The following is a 19,311-nucleotide window of genomic DNA, read 5'->3' as shown; positions in this document are numbered from 1 at the left end:
CGCACGAACCGGGGACATCGGGATGGGCGGCGACCTCGCCCTCTCGCCGAGGACGTCGCAGTGTCCGTGCTCGCGGATATCGTCGGCGCGTGCCGGAACCGGTGAAGCAGTGGTGGGCGCGACGGCAGTTCTCCCGCGGTCGCGCCGTTCCGTATGACGTGGGCACCTACCGCGCCGGGTGGGCGGCATATCCGGAACTGATCCGGCAGTATCACCCCGAACTGAACCACGGCATCGTTCTGTCGCAGATCCCCCTCGCCGCCGACGTGCTCCTGTGCTGGGAGTGCACGGTCGGTCATCGGTTCGCCGCCACCCCGACCGAGCAGCGCGAGCGCCCAGGGCAGGTGCGGCGCCGTTCGGCGTGGTGCCCCGAGTGCTCTGCGCTCGCTCGTCCGCAGCCGGTCGTGCTCGGTGAGGCCCGCGCCCTCCCCCGTAAACCCCCTCGCCCGGTGCCCGCGCTCTGCACGAAGACGCCCGACCTGCCTGCGGGCACCGCGTTCGTCAGCGAGTGCGCTCCGAAGCCCGCATCCGCGGCCGAGGGCCGCCTGCGAACGGAGCTCGCGGCGGCGATCGAGTTCGACGCGACCGTGAACGCCGCGAAGGTGTCGCGCCCGTTCTTCCGCCACACCGAGGTCTGGCCCGACATCGTGTTTCCGGAGCTTCGTGTCGCGCTCGAATACGACACCGTCGGTCGTCATGGCCTGGAACACGTCGGCAAACGGCAGGACGCCGATCTGCGCAAGGATCGGGCGCTCCGTGCCGCGGGCTGGGAGGTCATCCGCATCCGCACCGGGAAGCTCGAACCCCTCGGCCCGCACGACCTGGCGCTGTCGTCGGTGAGTGCGAAGAGCGTCGCCCGCATCGTCGACGAGCTGCGGGCGATCCGTGGGGCGCTGCTCGTGGACGCGTACCTGCGGTGACGAACACTGCGATCGAGTCAGTGGCCCTCGCGTCAGTGGCCCTCGCGTCGGTGGCGCACCCTGACAGGAGGAAGACTCGGTGTCGGGAGGAGAATCCTGGGCAGATCTTCCGCCCGAGGCGGAGTTCTCCGCCCGTGCCGAAGCGCCGGAGATGCCTGCTCGCATGCCCCCTGCACCTATCCGAGGTGACTCAGCCCTCGAAGCGCTCCCGCAACCCCGGGTCGATGGCGATGTCGCCGAACGACGCCGTCCAGGCCCCGTCGACCGCGATCGACTGCCCCGACAGGTAAGGGGCCTCATCCGACAGCAGGAACGCCGTGAGCGCTGCCACTTCTTCGGCGCGGGCGATGCGTCCCATCGGCGGACCCTCGGCGAGGGCACGCTCTTCGGCAACAGGGTCGGCGGCGCGCGCGATCTGCGCTTCGAGGTGCGGGGTGCGCACACCGCCGGGAGCGACAGTGTTGGCACGGATGCCGAGGGCGCCGTACGACACGGCCACGCTGCGGGTGAGGGCGTCGATGCCTCCCTTAGTGAACTCGTAGGCGGCGTGGTCGGTGAAGCTGGAGCGTCCGTGGATCGAGCCGATGTTCACGATCGCGCCCGGCATGCCCTGATCGACGAAGGCCGAGACGGCGGTCGAGCATCCCCAGATGTAGCCGAAGCCGTTGATGTCGAGCACCTCGCGCACGGTGTCTTCGTCGAGCTCGTGCAGCGGCGTGCGCTTGGTGATGCCGGCGTTGTTGACCCAGCCGGCAAGGGGCGCTCGGGCGCGGGCGGCAGCAGCGGCGCGCTCGTGCGCCGTGCGATCAGCCGCGTCGCCGAGCACGACCTCGGCCACGATGCCCTCTTCGACCGTGCCGGATCCCGGCGAACGTTCGAGCCCGACCACGGTCCACCCGTCGGCGGTGAGGCGTTCGGCGATGGCGCGGCCGATGCCCTTTCCACTGCCGGTAACGACCACGCTGCGGTTCACGACGCTGCGGTTCACGACGCTGCCATTCACTGCGCTGTGGTTCTCAGAGCTGCGGGCAGAGCCTGTCATCTCAGTCCCTCTCGAATCGGAAGACGGTGGGATCGAGCGCGAAGCCGAGGCCCGCCGCACCGGTCGGCCCCACCCTGCCGTCGAACGACGGACCGCCGAGGATGAACGACGGCGCGGGATCGTACGGATTGCCCCCTCGGGCGAACGTCTCCACCCCGATGCCCAGGTGCGCGGTGACCTCAGGATAGACGTGCCCCGACACCGGCACACCTCGTTCGGCAGCCCACGCGATCATCTCGCGCGCCGGGGTCACGCCGCCGATCGCGACGACGTCGAGCCGCAGCACGTCGACACCGCCGACCTCGACCAGCGCCTTCAGCACGGCAGGGTCGGTGACCTCATCGCCCACGGAGACGGGGAGTCCCGACTTCCGGCGGATGCGCGCGACCCCCTCGGCGTCTTCGGGGAGCAGGGGGTCTTCCAGCCACGCCAGGCGCGGGTCGCCCCACTGCGCGATCTCGGCCAGCGCGGTGGCGGTGTCCGGCCACCCGAAACCCACATCCACGACCAGACCGGTCGCATCGGGGAGCTCGGCGTTCAGCAAGGCGAGCAGTTCCCGCATATATGCCGGATCCGGAATGCGGGAGATCTTCACGTTCGTCCAGCCCTCCGCCTGCGCGAGAACCTCATCGGCCACCTCGCGTGGAGACCGCTGCGCAGACGGATACGCGGCGACCAGCATCGATTCGCGTGGGGCGTCACCTGTGCCGAGCAGCGTCCACAGCGGCACACCCGCACGACGCGCGGCGATGTCCCACAGCGCGATGTCGACGAGGCCGATCGCGCGTCGCCCCAGGCCCACCCGTCCGACGATGGCGCTGCCGCGCAGCATCCGCTCCCACGTCACCGCGGGGTCGTCGGCATCCGCACCCACCGCGTGCACGGCGACGAGCCGGTCGACGATCTCGGCCATCGGCGCCTCCCGCGAGAGGCAGTAGGCGACCCCAGCCGTGCCGTCGTCGGCCGTCGCCTGCACCGCACTGTACTCGCGGCGGGTCACCGTCATCGCCCCCAGGTGCAACGGCGCCGGAAGCGGCAGCACGGCAGTGGCCGTGTCGATGCGGGCGATCGCGCTCATTCGGGCTTCTTCGCCAGCGGCACGCCGTAGTCGACCATGAAGCCGCCGTCGACGTAGAGCGTCTGGCCGTTCATGTAACGGGACTGGTCGGAGACGAGGAAGCTGACCGCCGCGGCGATCTCGCTCGCGTCGGCCAGGCGCTTGGCGGGGATGCGCGACAGGATCGTGTCGAGGCTGAGCGTGCCCGCCTCGACGCCCTGGCGGAAGACACCCGTGTCGACGTAGCCGGGAGCGACCGCGTTGACCCGCACCCCGCGCGAGGCCCACTCGGCACCCGCGGTCGAGGTCAGACCGATCACCGCCGCCTTCGTCGTGGCGTAGGGGGCCCGACCGGCCGAGCCGCGCGACGAGATGGAGGAGATGTTGACGATGCGACCCTCGCCGCGCTCCAGCATCCTCTTCCCCGCCGCCTGCAGCGCCGAGAACACTCCGTGCAGGTTGACGTCGACCACAGCCGCCCATTCGTCCCAACTGAGATCCTCGATGCCACGGTGGCGCTGAATGCCCGCGTTGTTGACGAGCACCTCGATCGGTCCGAGCTCGGCTTCGATCTCTCCGAACACGCGGTCGACGCCGGCATGGTCGGTCACATCGAGCTCGCGCCACAGGATACCGGCGGGGTTGTCGCCGGCGGTGAGCCCGGGCACGCGATCGGCGGCGACCACGACATAGCCGTCCGCCGCGAGACGCTGGCCGATCTCCCATCCGATTCCGGCGGATCCTCCGGTGACGACGGCGACGGAGCCGGCGGGGGTGGCGGCGGTCATTGCTCTCCTCAGTCCGATCGAGATTTGCTATAGCAAGTGTATCGGGAGCACCGTCAGCGGTCGAGCAGATCGGCCACGACGGCGACCGCATGTTCTTCGAGCAGATCGAGCGCACCCGGCGCCAGGGGTGTCTGCCAGGCCTGATATGCGCCGCGGTCGTAGGCGTCACGCGTCGGCAGATACACGAAACCGGGGCCGTTCGTGAGGTTCATCACCACGATCGGCGTCTCGGGGAACCGCGCGCGCAACGTGGTCTGCAACCGCGAGTACGCCTCACCCGGATGCCCCACGATCACGGCATCGCCGAGCCTCCAGGCCCAGACGGGATGCGGCACGTTCGGACCGTCGATGTACCCGTCACGCAGGTTGCGCGCGCGGCCGAGACGCTCCTCCCGCGAACGCGGGTCGATGTCCTTCCACTCCTCGGCGAGCTCGTCGAGCGTCGGCAGGTCGCGCAGCGGAAGCGCGACGCTCGTGACCGAACCGGCCGCTCCCTCCCCGCCGTCCGCCGCCCGGCCCGTCCAGATCGCGAGCGGTGCACCGGACTCGACGACACCCTCGAGCGTCAGCTCCTCGCCGGGAACGGGGAGTGCGTCCAGCGCCGCGAGCACCGCGTGCCCGAGCGAGCGTCCGTGTCGATCGGCGACCGCGACGTCGCCGGTGTACTGCTCGCGCGGAGCCAACTCTCCCGATGCCCCCTGCACGAACAGGCAGGGCGCTCCCGTGGCCGACTCGACGATCTCTCGCATCGCCCCGACATAGTCCGGCGACACCTCGCGATTCTGCCAGGCGAGCGTGGTCGGGTGGCACGCGTAGTTCACGAGAGTGCCGCGCACCGCACCATCGATGCTGAGGCGCCCGATCGTCACGGTGTCATCGGCCTCGCCCTGCGGGTTGTAACCCACCAGCGCGCGGCCATCGACGTCGAGCTCGCGATCGGCGGCCAGGGTGCAGGTACCGGTCGTCCACTCGATGAGTCCGGGGACCGCGCCATCGAGCGCCTCGCGTCCGGCCGCAACCCCCGCTGCGGCGAGCGCTTCGAGATACCCCGGGATCAGCTCTCCACCCGGCAGATGCGCATCCGCGGCACAGAGCACGGCACCCGCGTGGGTGTGCGAGAGCGAGAGCATCAGCTGATCGGGGTCGAGCCCGAGACCGTCCAGGATCGCCCCGCGCACACCCTGCTCATCGGCGACGCGACGCCACCAGGTGCCGTCCACCGCGAGCAGCACGCGCGGGCGGTCGTCGGCGGCGATCACGGCGAGCGCGGTCAGCTCGAACGGACGATGCGCCCCCTCGGACCGCTCCCAGTCGGCGGGCCCCCAGTTCTTGGCGCGGATACCGACAGGCGGGGTGATGTCGCGTCGGGCGACGCCGATGCGTGCCCGCGTACGGGGGATGCGCATGCGGTCGCCGAGATGAATCGCCGCCACCATCGCATCATCCATCGAACGCCCCGCCTCACAAGCAACCTTTGCTATAGCAGAGCCTACCGGCCGACGCGGTCCGATGATGCCCGTTGGCAGTTGCGCCGTGACGCATCTCACCTGAGCAGAGAAAGAGAAGAAGGTGGTCACCGAGGCTGGGGACCTCGGTGACCTTCGGAAGAGGACGAAGACCGACGCCGGCGCCCGCGTGGGGTTCAGGTGAGCCGCGTTATAGATGTCGATCAATGCCCTGATCCGCTACTCGCGTCCCCCCAGCGCGAGAGTCTGATCACGTCGCACGTCGTTGTCGACGCGCGACGGCAATTGCGTCCTGGATGCCATGTCTCAGGTTCGTTCCCGATCGCGCCCAGTCCGTACCTGGCTCGTACTCGCTGACGCGCGTCCATTACACGCGATCAGCGCGATCGGCACGTGAAACTTCACCCGTATGGGGTGAAGAACCCCGACGGCGGTGCTACGTTGACCGTGTGTCGTCCTCCCGCGCGGCTCCGCAAGCCGCAGTACACGCGCGCTTCACTCCGCCCGCTCGGCAAGGCGACTCGGTCGAAAGGCCACGGCTGAGAGCTATCCTCACGTCGGCCGTCGCCCGTCGGAAGTTGACAGTCGTGAGCGCGCCCGGCGGGTACGGCAAGACATCAGCGGTGGCCGACTGGGCCGCGAACACCGACACAACCGTCGCATGGATCACGCTCACCCGCTTCGACAACGACCCATTGCGGCTGGCCTCCGGAATCTTGTCCGCATTGCAGGCTGCTGCACGAAGATCCACCGACACGCAGTATGCCGCGCTCCTCGCACTCGATCCCCACCCCACCGACCTCGGCGAGACCTACCACGCCCTCTGCGAGACGATGGACGAGTTGGAAGGGCCTGTCGTGCTCGTCGTCGACGACGCGCAGCGCGCAGGGGCGCCGCAGCAGTGGGGATTGCTCGACGCGCTCATCGATACCGCGCCGCCCTCATTGCGACTCGTGCTCATCGGCACGACGCTGCTCCAGATGATGCTCTCGCGCCAGTTGCTCGCCGAGCCGGACTCCCTCATCGGGACGAGCGACCTGGCCTTCGACGAGAAAGAGATCGAGTCGCTGATGCCTGAGGGGCCGGGCGGCATGGCGCCGGGCTCGATGCTCGATCTGACCGGAGGCTGGCCGATGGCGGTGCGCGTCGTGCTGCTCGGCGGGGCCCGACCGGCTCGGACGAGAGCTTTCGCGGAGAATCCGTTGATCCGCGAGTACCTGAATGACCACGTCTTCTCGCAGCTTCCCTCCGATCTGACGCAGTTCATCCTGGACACCACCCTCGGCGTCGAACTCACGCCTCCTTTGGCAGCAGCGCTCTCCGGTCGAGCAGACGCCGCAGCCGTTCTGGAGGAATGCGCACGACGGGGGATGTTCCTTGATCGCTTCAGTGACGAGCGTGGACCGGTCTACCGTTGGAACTCCATGTTCGCCCGTCAATGTCGCGCGATCAACGAGTCCGTCTCCCCGGGCCGCACCAAGGTGTTGCACGGCATCGTCGGTGTGCACCTCGTCGATACGGATCCATTGGCTGCCGCACACCACTTCCTGCGCGCCGAAGATCCTGCTGCCGCATATGAGACGATCCTCAACCGCTGGGTAGGACTTCTCGTCAATTCCGAAGCGACCGCACTCGATCAGCTCTGCGCGCTGTTCCCTGCGGGCTACGCCGCAGACCCCTGTCTCACCCTGATCCGTGCGTGCGCTCAAGACGTCCTCGGGCAACACGAGTCCGCGCGCATGCTCTTGGGCGAGGTTGCGGCGTCCGACCAGTCAACGAGTACCCCCGACTATCGGACAGTGCTCGCTGTCGCGCGTCTTTTCCTCCTGCAGGAACGACGAGAGGTGGGCGCAGCACTGGACGAGATGTCCGCCCTCCTCGTCGAGAACACGGGGCGATTCCACCGAGATCGGGCCGCCCTGCTCTACGTTCTCGGCTGGGCCCACATGCGGCAACGCAGCCGCCCGCAGCGGATCATCGAACTCTTCACCGCCGCCATCCGCGAAGCCCAGATCAGAGGAGAGGAAGAGCTCGTGCTGCGGGAGAGGGCTCATCTGGCGCTGACGCTGGGGTGGGCAGGGCGCATGACTGAGGCGCGCGCCCTCCTCCCACTTCTCGGTGACCGCATGGAGAGTCCTGAATCGCCCTGGACGTACTACGCCGGAGGAAGCGGCGGATTGACGGCGGCCTACGCCGCCTATTGGTCAAACGATCTCGACGAGGCGATGACGCAGAGCCTCCGCGTCATCCACAGCGGCTCCACGGCACTCTCCCTGGCCGGGGTCGCGCGCATCTTCTATGGGCTCGCTGCAGCAGCGTCGCGCGAACCCGCTCATTTGCGGATGGCGGCGCTCCAGATGCAGTCCCTGCCCGGCAATGAGACATATGGGTGGTCTTGGCCGATGTTCCGGAGGATGCTGACCGCTCTGCTCGAGGAGGCCGGCGGGCGCCGCGACCGCGCCGTCGCCATCGTCAGCCGCGCGGGTGACATCAGTCGACTCCCGCTGGTCACAGTCTCTTTCGCCGGCATCCTGCGACGGTCGGGAGATCCGGTGTCTGCGGTTGCGCTCCTGCGCAATGCCCGCGAGCACGTCGACATCTCATACGTACGAGTCGCGATGCTGACGACAGAGGCGCTCCTGCATCGGCGACGCTCGGAGACCGGCCTGATGCACGATCTCTGCGAGCGCGCGCTCGAGATCGCCGCCTCGGAAGACATCCGGAGGCCGTTCTGCGACGGTGAGCTCGAACTTCGCCAGCTTCTCACCGAGCACATCTCCCGGGGTACGCAATTCGAGGACTTCATCGCTCTCTGCCTGAGATCGCGGACGGAAGGCTCCCCGCTTGAGTCCCTCTCCCCCCGGGAGCGAGACGTGCTCGATCAGCTGCGGACCACCCGCACCATGCCGGAGATCGCCGCGCGCCTCGGTATATCCCTGAACACGCTGAAGACTCATCAGCGAGGCGTTTACCGCAAACTGGGCGTGGTATCCCGCCGCGAGGCGATCCGATTCTTCGCGTGAGCACGCCGGGCCCATGCCGACTTCCGTCCCGGGTTCCGACCCGACCGCGCCGTGTCCACTCATCCGGAAAATGCCATAGCATCGAGCGAACGAATGCGCGCCCGCTCGACGAGACGGAACCGCGGATCGAGAAGGGCACCGAATGCGCAGCGTCTCGGATCAGAACATCGCCGAACAGGTCGCAGACGAGCTGCGCGCGGCCATCCACTCCGGAGAGCTCGCCCCCGGCGAGCGCCTCGTCGAACGCAAGCTCGCCGACCGGCTGGGCGTCAGCCATATCCCCGTGCGCGAGGCTCTGACCCGCCTCGCCGAGGAGCGCCTCATCACCCGGGAGCCCCGCCGCGGCGCCCGCGTCGCCCAGCTGAGCGCACAAGACCTCCAGGAGATCTCGAGCCTGCGGATCGTGCTCGAGCAGTTCATGGCGATCCGCGTGCAGGAGCGGTGGAACGAGGAATCCGCCGCCCGCCTCGGTGCCATCATCCAGGCGATGGCGGATGCGGCACCCGGCGACATCGACGAGGTGCTGCGCCAGGACCGCCTGTTCCACGAGACGCTCGCCGACCTCGCCGAGCACCGCTTCCTCGACGAGTTGAGCGGCCAGCTGCGCGGACGCATCACCGGTTTCCTGCATGCCGCCAACGCCGCCCTCGACCCTGCCGAGCAGGAAGAGCATGTGCGCAGCCACCAGCAGATCGTCGATGCCATCGCGAGCGGCGACCCCGAGCGGGCGCGGGCCGTGATCGCCGAGCATGTGACCAGGGCGGTCGAGCGCATCACCCCCACGGCGGAGTGACCGCGATGACCGCGCAGACGATCGTCCTCACCGGAGCCTCCGACGGGATCGGAGCGGCAGCCGCCCGCCAGCTCGCGTCGTCCCCGCATCGCCTCATCCTGGTCGGGCGGTCGGTCGAGAAGACCCGCGCCGTCGCCGAAGACGCGGGCGCTGCGTGGTTCACCGCCGACTTCGCACGCCTCGACGACGTGCGGGGGCTGGCTGCGAAGATCGCGGATGAGGTCGGAGACGGCGGCATCCACGTGCTGGCGAACAACGCCGGTGGCATCTTCGGTGACCAGACCCCCACGGTCGACGGCTTCGAGAAGACGATGCAGGTCAACCACCTGGCACCGTTTCTGCTCACGAACCTGCTGCTGCCTCAGCTGTTGAAGGTCGAGGGTGCGGTCATCAACACCTCCAGCATCGCCCACCGCCTGTTCGGGCACCTCGACGTCGACGACCTCGACAACCACCACCGCTTCAGCCCGAACAAGGCCTACGGCGATGCGAAACTCGCGAACGTGCTGTTCGCCAAGAGCCTGCACACGAAGTTCCATGCCGACGGGCTGAGTGCAGTCGCGTTCCACCCCGGCACCGTGCAGACGAACTTCGCCTCGGACTCGTCGAGCATCATGCGGCTGCTCTACCGCACGCCGCTCAAGCACCTCATGCTCATCGGTGCAGACAAGGGCGGCGCGACCCTGCGCTGGTTCATCGAGGGAACCCCCGATGAGACCTGGTTCTCCGGCGCTTACTACGACGAGCGTCAGCTGACCGCGAAGGTCAACCCGCAGGTGAACGACGCGGCTCTCGCCGAGGAGCTCTGGCAGCGCAGCGCCGAACTCGTCGGCCTCCCCGCCTGACGTCCGGCGCAGGGACGCCCCCCCCGAGTGCACGGGTTCTCGCCGAGTGCACGGCTCCTTCACGTCGAGAAGCCGTGCACTCGGCAGCATCCGGTGCACTCGGCGCCAGGTCGCGGGGGCGGGGTCAGACCACGAGGTTGGCGGTGTCCACCACGCGCGGGCCCTCCGTGGGGAAGGTAGTGCGAGTCACACCGGACTCGACGTTGCCGGTGTGCAGCAGGGTGGACGAGCCCCCGAACGCGGCATCCGCCAGCTCCAGTGCGCCGCCCTCGAACCGGCTGCCGACCGCGCGGTAGTGGGTCGCGCCCTTCGTGACCGCGACGTGGGTCGCCGCGCCCTCCGCGCGGAAGGTGCTGTCGGAGAGCGTCAGATGCAGCTCGCCGTCGCCGGTCCGCGAGATGCCGGTGCCGCCCTTGATCGCGACGTCCGACCCCGCGATCTCCACCGCCTGCCGCTCTCCTCGTGCCGCGGCGATACGCGCGTTGCGGAGCGTCGAGCCCTCGAACCGCAGACGCTCCGACGACGACACGATCGGCGCGGCATCGTCAGCCGCCGTGAGTGTCGAGCCGCGGAACGTGACCGCACCTGCACCCGCGATCTTCATGCCGCCGACCCGGTCGAACACGGTGTCGACGAACGTGACCGGCGTCTTCACCGTGGCGTTGGTGAGTTCTCCCGGAGCGACGAACGTGAAGTGCGAGTCAGCGATCACGGTCGGCCGCGCGGAGTTGTCGGACGCCTGCGAGATCACGAGGGTGTCGGATGCCGTGCACCCGCGCAGCTGCGCGCCGTCGGCGTTGATCCACAGCATCCCCGAGCCCGCGAGCGAGGGCTTGCCGATCACCTGCACGTCTTCGAGGGTGAGGTCGGTGATGCGCACACGCGCGACGAACCACGAGCACACGTGCTTGCGCACGGTGATGCGCTTGGCCGCAGAACCCCAGGCCGCACCGGAGTTCGCGAACGTCATGAGTCCCGAGTTGCCGGTGTACGTGAGGTCGTGCTCGTACTGCCCGTGCGTGACGAACGGACCCTGGTCATCGCCGTCGCCGTGGCAGTTCTCGACCAGGCAGTAGGCGCTCGCGGTGAAGTCGTTCAGGTGCCGGGCGTTCGCGGTGTGGCAGTTAGCGACATATCCGTAGAGGCAGTAGATCTGCTGCGTCAGGTAGCCGGCTCCGCCCCAGGTGACCGAGGTCGGGTTCTTGAGCGTGCAGCTCACGGTCGAGTAGTAGGTGTTCCATCGGCGCTGGATGAGCGGCCAGAACGTGCCGGTGCCGTCGATGTGGTCGACGTCGCAGCGCACCGCGTACTCGAACGCCAGCGGGTGCGATCCCGTGTACTCGTCGGTGCCGGTGCCGAGGAACTTCAGGTTCGACACCGTCACGTCCTGCACCGGCACGACCCGGCGCCAGGTCATCGTGCGGTCCTTGCCCAGCGGCCAGCCGTTCTTGTAGTTGATGCGGATGTGCGTGCCGTCGACGATCTGGGTGACCTGCACCATGCGCTGCAGTTCGCGCTCCCAGCGGCCCGACAACGCGTTCACCTCTGCCGCGTACCAGTCGCCGACCGCGAAGAACGACGAGTCAGCGACCGGGAAGACGTCCCCGAGATCCGGCACGACCTCGCCGAGCTTCGCCTCCTGCACGGCATCGGTCACCTCGCCGCGGAAGAACATGACCGCCGCGAACGGATCGTCCTTGCCGGCGTTCTCGATGCCGACCGTGGTCATGAGGTGGCCGCCGAAGTCGAAGGCGATGTTCGACCGCGAGAACTTATGGCGACGCACGAAGTTGAGGGGGCTGTGCCCCTCGATGCGGTGGATGCTCGCATCGTTCACCATGGCGTCGAGCGCGTCGTCGGCGTTGACGCTCGCATCCATGATCCCGAACATCCGGAAGTCCACGACCCCGCCGTGCACGAGCAGCCAGGCTCCGCCCTTGGGGCCGGCGAGCACCGTACCGCCGTTCGCCGCCGGAGCATCCTTCTTCACGAAGCGATATGTCCCATCGCCGCCGTCACCTGCAGCGGCGTATCCGGTCGTGCGGACCAGGTCGCCCTCCTTGCCCTTGCGCTTCGCGAGCGTGGTCGCCGTGCCGCCGTTCGCCACCGACGACGATCCCGAATCTCCCTGCGCCACGATCGGACCGGCAGCCTGGGCCGGAGTCTGCGTGCTGACGGCAGCCACGCCCCCGATCGCCGCCGCACCGAATCCGGCGAGCAGCATGCGCCTGCTGCGCAGGGCAGCCGTGTCGTTCTTCTCCTGCGGGGTCATGCTCATCTTCTGGGCCATGCTCATCCTCCTTGCGGCGTCATCGCCGCGGTCAGGCGTCCGGTCATCTCGGCCGGGCCGCATCATCCGATCGATCCCCAGTCCCCAGTGCTTCTCCGAGCTGGTCGCTCAGAAGTAGTCGCCCGCCGTGAAATGGCGGATACCGTCGAGTCGTGCCGCGCGCCTCAACGGACGGATCATCCCGGTGCGGTCGTCCTGCCGCACGGCCTCGGGCGCGAAGGCACGGAGCGCGCGACCCCCCTCCGGCAGGGCGGGGACGGCGAGCTCGCACGAGGTCACCCCGGCGGAGCGCCAGTCGACGGCGATGGCGGAGAGCAGCTCTTCGCGCACCTCGTCGCCCTCGATTCCCGGGAGCACGGCGCTCTCCAGGAGCACGCCGACCTCGCCGTGAGACTCCGCGATCGCGTAGCCGATCACGGTCGATCCCTCAGCCCGGTGGTACAGGGTCGCACCCCGCATCCGCACCGCCGCCATCGCCTCATCACGGTCTCCGCGCACCGGAGCGAGCACGACCCTGCCGTCCCGCGAACACGCGTAGACCTCACGCAGCGCACGGAGGCTCCCGAGACCGACGGTCGCACGCTCGATCCGCGCTACGGCCCCGACGCACGCGGGTGCTGTCCAGGAGCCGGCCAGAGTGCGCGCCATCGAGAAGGTCTCGAACCCGCTGGAGCGATACACCTCCGGGGTGCCGGTGAACAGCAGCGCCCAATCGGCGTCGTGCCCCGCCTGCAGGGTCGCTGTCACGAGTCGACGGGCGAGGCCGTGTCCTCTCGCCCGCTCGGCCACCGCGACGCTGCCGATGGCGTGCACCTCGGCGATGCCGCCGTCCGATTCGCGCAGTCGCTTGGGCAGGCCGTAGATCGAACCGCACAGGCCGTCATCGTCCTCGGCGACGAGGGTGTGCGCGAGCCGCTCATCGTCGATGAGCCACTGGTCGGGGGCGAGCGGAGGCGTGAACACCGTCGCCCACAGTGCGCTGAGAGCGTTCTGATCCTCCGCACACGCGGCACGGATCATCGGCACGCTCACGCCTCACCCCGCGCGATGCCGGCCGCACGGATCGTGTTCGCCACGACCGCCCGCGCCTCGTGCCAGGGTGCAACGGTCAGCCCGCGCGGCGCCGCATCGAGCAGCGCACGGATCAGGTCACGGAAACCCAGCGTCTCGTTCGGCCCCTCACCCTGACCGCCACCCACATCGAGAGAGATAGAGCGGATACCGGCGGCCGTCACCACATCCACCGCATACGCATCCGCGCCCGGCGTCCCGGTGACGAGCACCTGCACCGGCACTTCGCGCTCCGCACCGGGAACCCGCAGCCGGCCGTCGATGCCGGCAGCATCCTCCGACGCGGTCGTCGATCCGGGGCGCGTGCGCCTCCAGCCGGATCCCGAGACGAGAGCCGCCCCGGGCAGCAGCACATCAACCATCTCCCACGCGTGCACCCCGACCGTCACGGCCGTACCGCCCCCACGCTGCGGGTCGTCCTGCCACGCTCGATCCGGCCGCTGGAAGGCCGCGTTGTCGTGCTGTGCATGCACACGGAGCGCGAGCACCTCGTCGCCCGCGACCTGCCCGGCCAGCGCGGCGAGCGCCGGGGCGAAGCGCAGGACGGAGCTCGTGCCGACGGAGACCGACGATGCCGCCAGTGCACTGTCGGTCTCGGCGAGTCGAGCCTCGGTGGCGGCGATCGCCTTGTTCACGAAGACCGGAGCTTCTCCACCTCCGAGCACCCGCAGGAAGCCCCCGACCTCGTGCGGACGCGGTGTCGCGATGACCAGGTCCGGACGAAGCGCCCTCAGCGCATCGACCGAGGCCACCCCCGCGCCTCCGAAGCGCAGGGCGAACTCCTCGGCCGCCCTCGCATCCGCATCGTGCACCCCGACGACTTCGGCGCCGAGGGCGCGAACGTTCGCGGCATCGCTGTACGGGTGCGAGTGCGCGAGTCCGGCGAAGGCCACCCGCAGCGGCGTGCCGGTCATGCCATCGACGACAGCTGGTCGCGCGAGATGGCGTGCACGAGGGGGAGCCCGGTGGCGAAGGCCTCGACCTCGTCGGCGACGATCCGCCCCTGACGCCGTCGTCCCTGGCTCGTGCCCGCGGCCCGGTGCGGGGTGACCAGCACGCCGGGAAGCGCGCGGAACGGGCTGTCCGCGGCGAGCGGCTCCTCGTCGAACACGTCGATCGCGGCGCTCAGCCGTCCCCGCTGCAGCTCGTCGATCAGCGCCGCCTCATCGACGATCCAGGAGCGCGCGGTGTTCACGAGCCCCGCGCCGTCGCGCATCAGCGCGAGCTCGCGCCGACCGATCAGGTGGTGGGTCTCGGGCAGCGTGGGCGCGTGCACCGCGACGATCTGCGCGCGCTGCAAAACCTCGTCGAGCGGCACGAGCTCGGCTCCGAGGGCGGCGGCAGCAGCTGCATCGAGCGTCGGGTCGACCAGCAGCGGCTCGGCGCCGAGCGCTCGGATCAGTTCGAGGTAGGCCCGCCCGGTGCGCGATGCCCCGATCACGGCGATGGGGGTGCCGAAGATCTCGCGCTGCACCCCCACAGCTGCGGCGTCGTACCAGCTGCCACCGGTGCGCAGCGCATTGTGCATCTCGGGCACCCGGTGCAGCAGGGCGAGCGTGAACGTCAGCGACACCTCAGCGACCGATCGCGCCATCCCTGCACCCGCTTGCGTGATCAGCACACCGCGGTCGAACAGCTCATCGGTCGCGAAGGGCTTGATCGTGGCGCCGGTGTGCGCGATCAGCTCGAGCTTCGGCAGCGTGGCGAGCACGGCCGTGTCGAACGGGCCGACACCCCAGCTCGTGACGACGATGCGCGCCTCGCCGAGGTCTGCATCCGTGAGTCGGTCGACACGCACGAACCGGCCGCCCAACGCCTCGGCGACCGCGCGCAGTCGATCGGCATCCTCATCGGAGAAGAACTCCGCGAAGAGCTCTTCCGAGACGACCGCGACCACGGTCGGCGCACTCCCTTCGACGCTCATGCCGCCACTCACCTCAACCAGGCCTCGAGGTTCTCGGCGATGAAGGCGTCGTCGTGCAGGTCGGGGTATGCGTGACGCACCCGCTCGATCTCCTCCGCCTGCCCCGGCGAGAGCCCCTCCGCGGGGTCGAGGCACCAGGTGCCCTCGAGCAGACCCTGCTGGCGGAGCATCTCGTGCACACCGGCGATGACGCCATGGAAGTCGTTGCCCGGATCGAACACCGCCTGGTTGACGTCGACCATGTCGGAGGCGACGAGGCCCAGCTCGCGGTAGGCATCTTCGTCCCCGTCCATCGCCCGCTGTGCGCGTTCGAGCAGCGAGACGGCGGCACGCGTGCCCACCGCCCACTGGCCCAACAGCCCGCCGACGAAGCGGAGGGTGCGCGGGCCGGACGGCGACTCCACGTGGAACTCGGAGAGCAGGTCGGCCACGATCGCATCGTCGTTGCCGGTGTAGAGCGCGATCTCATCGGCACGACCGGAGGCGGCGACGCCCCGGACCAGCTCCAGCGTGCGGTACCGGTCGAAGGGAGCGGCCTTGACGGCGACGACGGCCGGGATCGAGGCGAACTCGCGCCAGAAGTCGCGGTCGAGAACAGGTCCGCCGATCGCGGTCTGCAGGTAGAAGCCGACCACCGGGAGCACGTCGCCCACTGCCCGGGCGCGTTCGAGCAGAGCCCGCTCGTCGGCACCGGCCACGCGAGGGCTCACCAACACGGCGTCGTAACCCAGGTCGCGGGCGAGTTCGGCTTCGGCGACCGCCTGGGCCGTACCGCCGGCGACACCCGCGATCCGCACCACATCGGCGTCTGCGCGGGCATCCAGCTCCTCTGCGGCGAGCGCGAGGACCGGCTCGAACAGGGCATGCTCGGGATCGCGGATCTCGAACTGGGTCGTGTGCACCCCGACCGCGATGCCCCCGGCACCGGCGTCGAGGTAGTAGCGGGTGAGGGCGCGCTGGCGCCGCTCGTCGATGCGTCGCTCGGCGGTGAGGGCGAGCGGATGCGCAGGGATCACGGCGCCGCGGGCGAGGGTGGCCGCGGCCTCCGGGCGCAGGGTGGGAACCGCCATCAGAACTTCCCGTCCCGCACGGCCCACTTGGTCGGCTTGGCGATCATCGGCAGCTCCTTCTCGATCCAGTCGGCCTGCAGGCCGATCAGGGTCTCGGCGGAGACCGCCGGGTATCCGAACAGCGCCATGCACCGGCGAGCGTCGCTGAGCAGCGCGGTGGGCTGCGGCTCGTCGACGATCTCGACCTCGCGGTCGAACAGGGTGCCGAAGCGGCGGGCGATCGACTCGACGCTCAGCAGCTCGGGGCCGGTCAGGTTGATCGTGAAGGGGTCGGCCGAGGCGTGCACGAGGCTGCGCAGCACGACCTCGTTCGCGTAGCCCTGCCAGATCACGTTGACGTTGGCGGTGGCGACCGACACGGGCTGCCCTGCGTGCACCGCGCTGCCGATGTCGGCGAGCACGCCGTAGCGCAGGTCGACCGCGTAGTTCAGGCGGATGATCGCGACCTTCGTGCCGCGTTCCTGGGCGCCGAACTCGAACACGCGCTCGCGCCCGAGGCACGACTGCGCGTATTCGCCGATCGGCGCGGGCTGCACCTCTTCGGATGCTCCGCCCGAAGATGCAGGCAGGAACGGGTAGACGTTGCCGGTCGAGAGCACCGAGATCGCGCTGTCGCGGTAGCGGCGGGCCACGCGGTCGGGCAGAGCGGCGTTGACCTCCCACGCCCACGACGCGTTGGTCGCTGCGCCGAACTTCGCACCGACCATGAACACCACGTTCGGGGCATCCGGGAGGGATGCGAAGTCGTCGTTCTCGATCAGATCGAACGGGACGACCTTCACCCCGGCGGTCTCCAGACGCTCGCGGATCGCGGCATCGCCGAAGCGCGAGACGGCGTAGACCGTGTCGCCCTGGCGCCCGGCGGCATCCATCCCGCGGCGCGCGAGCATGGCCAGGGTCGGGCCCATCTTGCCGCCCGCCCCCAGGATCACGAGGTCGCCCGCCCCGCGCGCGAGATCGGCGATCAGGGCAGCGCTCGGTGTCGCGAGCGCCTCCTCGAGCTCCGCCTCGGAAGTGAAACCGTGCTGAGTCATGTGGTGCTTTCCCTTCTTCTCAGCCCTTGATGCCCGTACCGGCCACGCCCTCCTGCACGTACCGCTGAGCGATGAGGTACGCGAGGAAGATGGGCAGCAGCGCCACGACCGACCCGGCGAGCATGGTGCTCAGCGGAACGTTCTGCTGCTGCAGCGACGAGATGCCGACGGTGAGTGTGAACATCGCGTTGGACTTCGCGATGATGAGCGGCCACAGGAAGTCGTTCCAGTGCCACAGGAAGACGAAGATGCCGAGGGTCGCGAGGATCGGCTTGCACAGCGGCAGCACGATGCGCAGGAAGATGCGGAACTCGCCCGCGCCGTCGATGCGGGCGGCCTCGAACAGCTCGTCGGGCAGCCCCTGGATGAACTGGCGCATCAGGAACACCGCCTGCGCGTTCGCGAGCGACGGCAGGATCAGGCCCCAGTAGGTGTCGACGCCACCGAGGTTCGCCATCAGGATGAAAGTCGGGATGAGGGTGACGTGGAACGGCACCATCACCATCGCGAGGAACGACCAGAACATCACCTCTTTGCCGCGGAAGCGCTTCTTGGCGAAGGCATAGCCGGCGAGTGCCGAGAGGAACAGCACCGCGACGACCGAGACGAGGGAGTAGATGAGGGTGTTGCCGAGCCAGCCGAGGATGTTCTGCCCGGCGAGCACCTGCTCGTAGGCGTCGAACGAGATGTCCTGGAAGGGCAGCAGCGACCCCGGGAGCTCGACGACCATGCCGGGCTTCAGGCTCAGCACGACCATCGCGTAGAACGGGAAGAAGCTGAGGATGCCGGCCAGGCTCAGCCAGATCCACCGGCCGACGATCCCCCAGCCGGTGGGCTGGAGCGCGCGGTAGGCGCGGCGCTGCTTCGTCGACATCTTCGGCGGTGTCGTCGGGGTCTGGGTCGGCGGCTGCAACAGAGCGGTCATTTCTGCTTTCCGATCACCAGGCGCTGGATGAGCGCGACGACGAGGGTCATGACGAACAGGGCCACACCGATGGCGGCCGCGTAGCCGTAGTCGAAGTAGCGGAAGCCCTGGTCGTAGAGCATGTAGACGAGCGAGTAGCTGGCGTTCGCCGGCCCACCCTGGGTCATCACGTAGATGACGTCGAACACCTGGAACGCGGCGGTCGTCTCGATCACCGCCAAGAAGAAGAACGTCGGCCGCAGCACCGGGAGGATCACGTAGCGGAAGCGCTGCCAGGCGTTGGCGCCGTCCATCAGCGCCGCCTCTTCGAGCTCGCGCGGCACGTCCTGCAGCGCGGCGATGAGGATCATCATCCCGTAGCCGAATCGCGACCAGACGCCGACGACGACGATCGCGGGGATCACCAGGACGGTGCTGCCGAGCCAGGATCCGCCGAGACCGAGGGGCGCCATCAGCGCCGACCAGGGTCCGTTCGCGGAGAAGATCCAGACGAAGATCGACCCGGCCAGCACGAGCGAGGTGATGACGGGGAGGAAGAAGATCGAGCGGAAGAAGCGTGCGCCGCGGAAGGCCCGACGCACGCCGAGGGCCATCACGGTCGAGAGCACCAGCGCGATCGGCACAGCGCACACCGTGTAGATGAGCGTGGTGCCCATCGCCCGCCAGAACAGCGGGTCGGCGATCATGCGCTGGAAGTGGTCGAGACCCCGCCACGAGATCTCACCGGTGATGTCGTAGTCGAAGAAGCTCAGCGCGACTCCGGCGATGCTCGGGCCGAAGCGGAAGGCGATGAACAGGAGGAAGGCGGGGAGCACGAACAGGAACGCGATCCGCGCCTCTCGTCGTGCGAGCACCCGCGTGACCCGCCCTGCGGGCTTCTTCGCCGTGGTTGCCGTCGTCATCAGTGGTACCTCACGTGGGGGGAGTGAAGGGGTGCGGGGGGGGGGGGGGGGCGCCGCCCCCCCCCCCCCCCCCGCGGCTGATCATGGACGAAAGGGAGCCCCCCCCCCGCGACCCCGCCCACACCGACGACAGCCCCGGCAAGCCCCAGAGGGAGCCCCGC

Annotated in this window: 16 protein-coding genes; 4 read left to right on the top strand and 12 right to left on the bottom strand. The window is 69.2% G+C overall.

Going from position 1 to position 19,311, the window contains the following annotated elements; translation table 11 throughout:
- Positions 1-89: 89 nt before the first annotated feature.
- The gene (locus tag ACIQLD_RS13085; protein WP_402608413.1) at positions 90-920 is read left to right on the top strand and encodes a hypothetical protein; all 831 of its coding nucleotides are present in this window, start codon (positions 90-92) and stop codon (positions 918-920) included.
- A 190-nt stretch (positions 921-1,110) separates the two neighbouring features.
- Here the strand turns inward: ACIQLD_RS13085 and ACIQLD_RS13080 are convergent, their stop codons facing one another.
- The 4 genes from ACIQLD_RS13080 to ACIQLD_RS13065 are packed head-to-tail and all read right to left on the bottom strand — an operon-like array spanning position 1,111 to position 5,255.
- Positions 1,111-1,962, bottom strand: coding sequence for an SDR family NAD(P)-dependent oxidoreductase (locus tag ACIQLD_RS13080; RefSeq protein WP_402608412.1), 852 nt, complete (start codon positions 1,960-1,962; stop codon positions 1,111-1,113).
- A gap of 1 nt (position 1,963) precedes the next feature.
- Positions 1,964-3,040 carry an enolase C-terminal domain-like protein gene (locus tag ACIQLD_RS13075; protein ID WP_402608411.1) on the bottom strand — a complete coding sequence of 359 codons (1,077 nt, stop codon included), beginning with the start codon at positions 3,038-3,040 and terminating at the stop codon, positions 1,964-1,966.
- Positions 3,037-3,807, bottom strand: a complete 771-nt coding sequence (locus tag ACIQLD_RS13070; RefSeq protein WP_402608410.1) for an SDR family NAD(P)-dependent oxidoreductase — start codon at positions 3,805-3,807, stop codon at positions 3,037-3,039. Before ACIQLD_RS13070 ends, ACIQLD_RS13075 begins: the two co-directional genes overlap by 4 nt.
- 53 nt (positions 3,808-3,860) lie before the next feature.
- Positions 3,861-5,255, bottom strand: coding sequence for a hypothetical protein (locus tag ACIQLD_RS13065; protein WP_402608409.1), 1,395 nt, complete (start codon positions 5,253-5,255; stop codon positions 3,861-3,863).
- 314 nt (positions 5,256-5,569) lie between these two features.
- Here ACIQLD_RS13065 and ACIQLD_RS13060 point away from each other — a divergent pair, with 314 nt between their 5' ends.
- From ACIQLD_RS13060 to ACIQLD_RS13050, 3 genes are all read left to right on the top strand, one after another.
- Positions 5,570-8,296, top strand: a complete 2,727-nt coding sequence (locus tag ACIQLD_RS13060; protein WP_402608408.1) for a LuxR C-terminal-related transcriptional regulator — start codon at positions 5,570-5,572, stop codon at positions 8,294-8,296.
- A gap of 142 nt (positions 8,297-8,438) precedes the next feature.
- On the top strand, positions 8,439-9,089 hold the full coding sequence (locus tag ACIQLD_RS13055) for a GntR family transcriptional regulator (RefSeq protein WP_402608407.1): 651 nt from the start codon (positions 8,439-8,441) through the stop codon (positions 9,087-9,089).
- 5 nt (positions 9,090-9,094) lie between these two features.
- Positions 9,095-9,934 carry an SDR family NAD(P)-dependent oxidoreductase gene (locus tag ACIQLD_RS13050; protein ID WP_402608406.1) on the top strand — a complete coding sequence of 280 codons (840 nt, stop codon included), beginning with the start codon at positions 9,095-9,097 and terminating at the stop codon, positions 9,932-9,934.
- A gap of 124 nt (positions 9,935-10,058) precedes the next feature.
- On the opposite strand, the gene ACIQLD_RS13045 is transcribed toward ACIQLD_RS13050, so the two are convergent.
- From ACIQLD_RS13045 to ACIQLD_RS13010, 8 genes are all read right to left on the bottom strand, one after another.
- The gene (locus ACIQLD_RS13045; protein ID WP_402608405.1) at positions 10,059-12,224 is read right to left on the bottom strand and encodes a peptidase C14; all 2,166 of its coding nucleotides are present in this window, start codon (positions 12,222-12,224) and stop codon (positions 10,059-10,061) included.
- 108 nt (positions 12,225-12,332) lie between these two features.
- Positions 12,333-13,256 (bottom strand): GNAT family N-acetyltransferase, encoded by a 924-nt coding sequence (locus ACIQLD_RS13040; RefSeq protein WP_402608404.1) that lies wholly within the window; start codon positions 13,254-13,256, stop codon positions 12,333-12,335.
- Positions 13,253-14,209, bottom strand: coding sequence for a hypothetical protein (locus tag ACIQLD_RS13035; protein ID WP_402608403.1), 957 nt, complete (start codon positions 14,207-14,209; stop codon positions 13,253-13,255). The genes ACIQLD_RS13040 and ACIQLD_RS13035 overlap by 4 nt, the downstream gene beginning before the upstream one ends.
- A complete protein-coding gene (locus ACIQLD_RS13030) occupies positions 14,206-15,219 on the bottom strand; it encodes a hydroxyacid dehydrogenase (RefSeq protein WP_402608402.1) in 1,014 nt (337 codons plus the stop codon). The genes ACIQLD_RS13035 and ACIQLD_RS13030 overlap by 4 nt, the downstream gene beginning before the upstream one ends.
- 8 nt (positions 15,220-15,227) lie before the next feature.
- Positions 15,228-16,289, bottom strand: coding sequence for a dihydrodipicolinate synthase family protein (locus ACIQLD_RS13025; protein WP_402608401.1), 1,062 nt, complete (start codon positions 16,287-16,289; stop codon positions 15,228-15,230).
- Positions 16,289-17,323, bottom strand: coding sequence for an NAD-dependent epimerase/dehydratase family protein (locus tag ACIQLD_RS13020; RefSeq protein WP_402608400.1), 1,035 nt, complete (start codon positions 17,321-17,323; stop codon positions 16,289-16,291). The genes ACIQLD_RS13025 and ACIQLD_RS13020 overlap by 1 nt, the downstream gene beginning before the upstream one ends.
- Before the next feature lie 19 nt (positions 17,324-17,342).
- Entirely contained in the window at positions 17,343-18,248 is a 906-nt protein-coding gene (locus ACIQLD_RS13015; RefSeq protein WP_402608399.1) for a carbohydrate ABC transporter permease, read from the bottom strand.
- Positions 18,245-19,150 (bottom strand): carbohydrate ABC transporter permease, encoded by a 906-nt coding sequence (locus ACIQLD_RS13010; RefSeq protein WP_021200218.1) that lies wholly within the window; start codon positions 19,148-19,150, stop codon positions 18,245-18,247. The genes ACIQLD_RS13015 and ACIQLD_RS13010 overlap by 4 nt, the downstream gene beginning before the upstream one ends.
- Positions 19,151-19,311: the final 161 nt, after the last annotated feature.

This window comes from Microbacterium sp. NPDC091662, from assembly GCF_044756705.1.
Classification (GTDB): Bacteria; Actinomycetota; Actinomycetes; order Actinomycetales; family Microbacteriaceae; genus Microbacterium.
This window is presented reverse-complemented; position numbering and strand designations above follow the sequence as displayed.